The organism is Flavisolibacter nicotianae (assembly GCF_003628535.1).
In the GTDB taxonomy this organism is placed as follows: Bacteria; Bacteroidota; Bacteroidia; order Chitinophagales; family Chitinophagaceae; genus Flavisolibacter; species Flavisolibacter nicotianae.
Genome location: NZ_RBCI01000032.1, coordinates 1 through 4,060 on the forward strand (window position 1 = coordinate 1; position 4,060 = coordinate 4,060).

General features: G+C 43.0%; 4 protein-coding genes. All 4 read right to left on the reverse strand.

Going from position 1 to position 4,060, the window contains the following annotated elements; genetic code table 11:
* Positions 1-251: 251 nt before the first annotated feature.
* The gene (locus D6024_RS26055; RefSeq protein WP_121357758.1) at positions 252-764 is read right to left on the reverse strand and encodes a WapI family immunity protein; all 513 of its coding nucleotides are present in this window, start codon (positions 762-764) and stop codon (positions 252-254) included.
* Between the two features lie 100 nt (positions 765-864).
* Positions 865-1,425: a hypothetical protein gene (locus D6024_RS26060; protein WP_121357759.1), complete on the reverse strand. Its 561-nt coding sequence runs from the start codon at positions 1,423-1,425 to the stop codon at positions 865-867.
* A 172-nt stretch (positions 1,426-1,597) separates the two neighbouring features.
* Positions 1,598-2,371 carry a hypothetical protein gene (locus tag D6024_RS26065; protein ID WP_162945054.1) on the reverse strand — a complete coding sequence of 258 codons (774 nt, stop codon included), beginning with the start codon at positions 2,369-2,371 and terminating at the stop codon, positions 1,598-1,600.
* 170 nt (positions 2,372-2,541) lie between these two features.
* On the reverse strand, positions 2,542-3,015 hold the full coding sequence (locus D6024_RS26070) for a hypothetical protein (RefSeq protein ID WP_121357761.1): 474 nt from the start codon (positions 3,013-3,015) through the stop codon (positions 2,542-2,544).
* Between the last annotated feature and the right edge of the window lie 1,045 nt (positions 3,016-4,060).

Genomic DNA, 4,060 nt, shown 5'->3' on the forward strand with positions numbered 1-4,060 from the left:
TGTGCGGTCCGTACCAGTGATGTAGCGCATACTAGTAAGTTACGAAATACCACCGGCGAATACACATCAGAGTTATGCACCTATGTGCAAAATAGCGTGTAGTTTTTAGACAGTCTGACGTCCGACAGCTTGCTGCAGTAGCGGCATTCAATGGCTCGTCAGCTTAAATTTAGAAATAAAGTTGAATAATTCCGTGTCGCACAACCTTAGCTCATCAGCCGCTATTGTAGCAAGCTGCTGTTGTAGGCAGCTTATTCGTTTTTGATAGTCATGTCGCCTGTTATGGGAAACAATTTAGTGATTTTGTCTAACTCCGATATAAGGCGCTTCAACTCTGTTTGATCAAATGTCAAAAAGAACGAAAGTTTACCGCCTATACCTGGCTGGTCAACCGCAGTGCAATTAACTTCAAAATGCCCTAAACCGTCACCTTTGATATGAAGAATGAGTTGACCTTCCAATGGTTCAAACTTCCCTATGCCGCTAAAATCTTCATCTAATTTCTTAATGTCACGTTTGAGAAGCTCAAAGTCCATAGTGGTGAAGTCTGCCATGAACTGTCCAGTAAATGCGCCACCTTTAACAGTCACTCTGGTGTTAATCCAGTTCTTGTCCCAATCAAGCGCTGAGTTATACTTTATTACATAGAGCGGCTCAATGCGTATTAAGTCGCCGCCGTCAAAAAGTTCAAAACTTATCTCTGAGGATTGTGTCATAAAGTTGCCTACAACGTAGAACAAATTTCTGAAGCCAAGGCATTTCATGATTCTTCAGTTTCACTTTTGTTTTGTCGTTGAATAAAGATATAGTGTTTGGCGTTTGTTCGTCAGCCTTGGTTTCAGAAATTTGATGTTGTAGGCAGTGTCACTTGCTGCGAAATTTCAAGGTCCGTATAGCTTGCAACACCTTTTTCTCGTTCTTCGGCTTTAAGTTCTCGCCATACAAGTTGAAGCGGTCAACGTCTGCACCCGAGACCCACAAGCTGTCAATGTAAACGCCTGTTGTCCCGGTGCCTGACCTTCTTGGATAAACAAGTTTGGCTTTTCGTCCGTCTATTGTGTCCCACGAAACGTTTTGCTTTTTGTATCTATCTAAATCAATTCCCTTTAGCTTCTCAACGATTATCATTTCCGAAGTGTCGGCGGGAAGCTGGGAATACTGAAGCATGGAACGTTCTACAACGAAAGGTTCGCCTTCCGTCAGCGTATTGGAATACCAACCAAGGTCAAAGTCAAGTGTGTCAGTAGAGTCTATGGCAATTCTGCCTACATAACTGTCAATGCCTTTGGCTTTGATTTGTTTCCATGAATTTGGTGTCTCAATAGTGAAGGCGCCAAAGTCCATAGTCTTTGTCTCACCCTTAGATTGTGGTTGATTACAGGCGGTTAGTCCTGTTACGATGATTGCAGTTAGAAGCTTTTTCATGGTCGGAGAACATTGCCTACAACGAACAGGTATTGCTGCAGGCGGAGCATTCAATGTTCCATCGCCCCCGAACTGCATATGATTAAAGATATAAAGCCAAATGTTCACTACAAAAGGTGAATAGTGAATGTCCGGCCTGAACCGCTACCGATGAGCGAACGAAATGCCGAAATTACCTCCGTCGCCCCCCGCTTGCAGCAATACCCCTGTTGTGTGCTGTATTTCGTCGTTCGTCACTGAGCATTTTCTCAGCCCACGAAATGATTTCAGCGAAAGGCTTATGTTCATACAGATAGAAAGCCTCCTCAAGTCGCTTAACGATTTTGTCAGACAGCAACCAGGTATTGAGTTCATGTACGTTCTCAGTTTGTTTGTGAAAGCCGTCTAGGATGCCCTTGTCAAAGAAGTTAGCTCTCTCGTTGTAAACCATGTTTGCCAAATGCTTCGTGGCAGTTTTCTTGGTTTCACTTTCCCACACTGTCAAAAGGTCGCTGAACCTTGGGTAAAAGTGGGCAATGGATGAAAAATAGTCCATGAAGAACCGTTCGGCTTTTTCCGTATCATCTTTGAGCAAGCTTTCCCACAACGCCAGCATGTATTCATGAATAACCTTTTGTTCCGTTTCCTCCCAGGTTTTCCAGTTGCCATACTCCAACTTGTCAAATGCAATCCACACTTCATAGGGTGTGTCCAATTGAGCAGTCAGCTCCAATATTCTCGGAAGGAAGTGTTTGTAATCATCAACGTCGCCCCACGTTGTCATGGCTTTACCGGTGAACCTTGACAGGTCGTCAGCAGTGAGTTCCTTGAAAGGTTTAGAGAAAAATTCTTTGTTCCAAATTTCAAGGTCATCATAATTAGGACTGCCCTGCATGTTTGGATTACTCTGATATTTTGAGAATACCTCGTAGAGCCTGTCAACCGATATTTTTAGTTGGGATGTCATTCAATATAGCATACAACGCTGACGGCTTTGTGCCTGTGGCGGTATTCTGTGGTTCGTCAGCCTTGGATAAAGATATGCAGCACTTTTGAAAACAGGAAGATTAGCCTTGTTCGTCCGGCCGCCATAGCACAAAACCGATGTTGCCTGTATGTGCTTTTTGTTGGGCAGTGTCATTCTTCGTTTTTGCTAGAAACCAGTATTACAAATTTTGACCTTGTTCCTGTCCAAAAAGAGTTTTGCAAAGTTTTGCCTTTCTCAGTAAAGAACACTTCAAAGGACAGCTGATTACTGTCGCCAAATGTAAGGTCAACTTCGTCAATGTCCCACCTGCGGTACTGCCAGTTGCCTTTGCCAAAAACTTTTACGCTGTCGAGTTTAGCAAGTTCAAATGTCTTGTCCGCGTGAAGTTTGAGCACCACTTGTCCGTTACTTTCAAGGGCATAGCTGCCAATCAATGATTTTTCATTGCTTGCGTCAATCCTGTCCACCATAAAAGCATGAAGAAAAGGAAGTGATAATAGGATAAAGCTCAAACCAATTCTTTTTCGTCCGTGTCCTTTGTCGGCATTAAATCCTTTAAAAAGAAGAATGATACCTGTCACTGGTATTATGATGTAAAGCGGTATCATCCAAACGAACTCCATGAAATGTTTTTCTGTCTGACAGAACTAAATGAATGCTTGTGTCAGCATTGCAGGCAACGGGACACGCATTGGCGATGGCAGGGTTATGAAAAACAGCCGACTCGAACCAATGCTGATTCCTATTGTTTTGATGAAGTTAATAACTAAAAGTTCATTTCTATTCCACTGTCAGAGCAAAAGCTTGAATGAGTTCTTCTGGTGATTGCTTTTCCGTCCCCCCTGCTATTGCCAATGCTCTGTTATATTCAGGTAGCCCCAATTCCCGCGAAGCTGCGACCATTCAATTATCAACCTTTTCCGAACTTATTCTACCGATTCATCAAAGCGATGAAAAAAGAACAAATGCTTGCAAAAACAGGGTAACCTGAAATTGAACCACCGGCCTCATAGCGATTCGTCCGCTTCGGCTGCGGAGAAAGATTTGTCCAAATAATAAATCACTTTTGATAACAGCGACTCAGAGCTAAAGCTGAAAGTAAACTACCTGCTGAAGTGTACCCTTCGTCCATGCACTAAAGCTGAGGGAAGCTGATGAAAAAAGAACAATTGCCTGGGTATGATGGCTATTGAATATAACGGTCAGGTATTGCTGCAGGCAGGGCATTTTTTATTCTTCAGACCTGAACTGCAGATGATTAAAGATATGCTGCCATATGGGTCACACCAAAGTTGAATAGTGAACGTCCAGCCGAAACAGCTACCGATGAGCGAACACAAAGTTGAGATTTATTGCGTTGCCCCTGCTTGCAGCAATACCCCTCCTATGTTTACAATTGAGTAAATTCACTTAAGGGGATGAATAACATATTCGAAAGAACAAAGGGCGGAATAAGATGTTCAATACGCTTAGGCCTTTGAGCCTCTCTAACATGATCATCACCGCCCCTTTGCTTGTCCGATGCTGAACAGTTCAACAAGCTCCTTTCAAAGCCTGCAGTAGGATCGATAGCACAGCACAAGCGTGTTCTTCCGAGTTTGTTTTCCTTTTTAAAATTACAACGGTTTCACCTTTAAAACCACAAGACAATGGAAACAACAAAGCACT